Source organism: Noviherbaspirillum suwonense (assembly GCF_900182955.1).
GTDB classification, from domain to species: domain Bacteria; phylum Pseudomonadota; class Gammaproteobacteria; order Burkholderiales; family Burkholderiaceae_D; genus Noviherbaspirillum_A; species Noviherbaspirillum_A suwonense.
The window spans coordinates 1-1,440 of record NZ_FXUL01000067.1; the positions used below are offsets into that span (position 1 = coordinate 1).

At 58.5% G+C, this 1,440-nt stretch carries 1 protein-coding gene; it reads left to right on the forward strand.

The window, feature by feature from the left end; all coding sequences use genetic code 11:
* Window positions 1-124 precede the first annotated feature (124 nt).
* Window positions 125-1,414 carry an IS5 family transposase gene (locus QOL82_RS29105; RefSeq protein WP_283445818.1) on the forward strand — a complete coding sequence of 430 codons (1,290 nt, stop codon included), beginning with the start codon at window positions 125-127 and terminating at the stop codon, window positions 1,412-1,414.
* Window positions 1,415-1,440 lie beyond the last annotated feature (26 nt).

Sequence of the window (1,440 nt, forward strand, 5' to 3'; positions counted from 1 at the left end):
GTCGGTGCTGAAATATGGCGGGCGCCCAGTATCCATGCGGCCTTAGCTGAGATAGGTCAGTGTTGGATTTGCAGGAATAGCCAATATAACTGGCCATTTCCTTGCAATTTTGGCAGAGGCTTCCATGAGCAGGAAACGCCGTATTTTCCAGCACAGCAACACGCAGGGCTACCCGTTGCGAGACCATATCGACTTGCATCATCCTCTCGTGGAACTGGCCGACATGATCGATTGGGCAGCCATTGACCGCGTCGCCACCGAGCCATTTCAACCTGGGCCGGGCCGTCCGATTCTGCGGCCACGTCTCGTCGCCGGTCTCTTGTACCTCCAGCATGCATTCAATCTCTCCGATGAACAGGTCGTCGCCGGCTGGCTGGAGAACCCGTACTGGCAGGTATTCACCGGCGAGACGCATTTGCAGACCGAGCCACCAATCGACCCGTCCAGCCTGTCGCGCTGGCGCAATCGTTTGGGCGAAGTCGGCATGGAGGAACTGCTGGCGCAAAGCATCGAGGCAGCCAAACGGGCCAATGTGATCAAGCCGTCGAGTGTGCAGCGGGTGATTGTCGATACGACAGTCATGGAGAAGGCAATTGCTTATCCAACCGATTCCGCACTGCTGGAACGCAGTCGTGAACACCTGGTAAAGGCTGCACGGCAGTGCAGTCTGCATCTGCGCCAGAACTACAACCGTGAAGCGCCTCGGCTGGTGCAGCAGATTGGCCGCTATGCCCATGCCAAACAGTTTCGGCGCATGCGTGCAGCCTTGCGTACCCTGCGCTCACGAGTGGGGCGAGTCCACCGTGATATCGCACGGCAGTTGGACCAGGTGTGCCTGCCGCAGCGCGAACTGCTCGATGACCTGCTAGCCCGGACCGGCCGTATCCTGGCGCAGCAGCGCAAGGACAAGAACAAGTTGTATGCGCTGCATGCGCCCGAAGTGGAATGCATCGCCAAAGGCAAGGCCCGAACCCCTTATGAGTTTGGCGTGAAGGTGTCGATCGTGACGACGCTCAAAGAAGGTCTCGTGGTCGGCGCCCGGGCCATGCCGGGCAATCCCTACGATGGCCATACGCTCCAGGAGGCGTTGGAGCAGGCCGAAATCCTCTCCGAGGTCAAACCGTTGATGGCGTTTGTCGACCGCGGCTATCGTGGTGTCGAGGTCGACGGAGTGCAGATCTGGAAGTCAGGCCAGCAACGCGGCGTCACGCGTGGCCTCAAGGCGATGATCAAGCGCCGAAGTGCAATTGAACCGACCATTGGCCACATGAAAAACGACGGCAAGCTGGGACGCAATTGGCTTAAAGGGTCATTGGGCGATGCCATGCATGCAGTGCTTTGCGGTGCCGGGCACAACATCCGCCTCATCATTAACAAGCTTAAGTCAAGCCGATCCACGGTCCCGGCGTATTGAAAAGTAGAATTATTCAGCACCGACTA

What these genes read in the sequence shown, in the direction of transcription:
- QOL82_RS29105 (WP_283445818.1), top strand. Translation starts at nt 125, where the DNA reads ATGAGCAGGAAACGCCGTATTTTCCAGCACAGCAACACGCAGGGCTAC.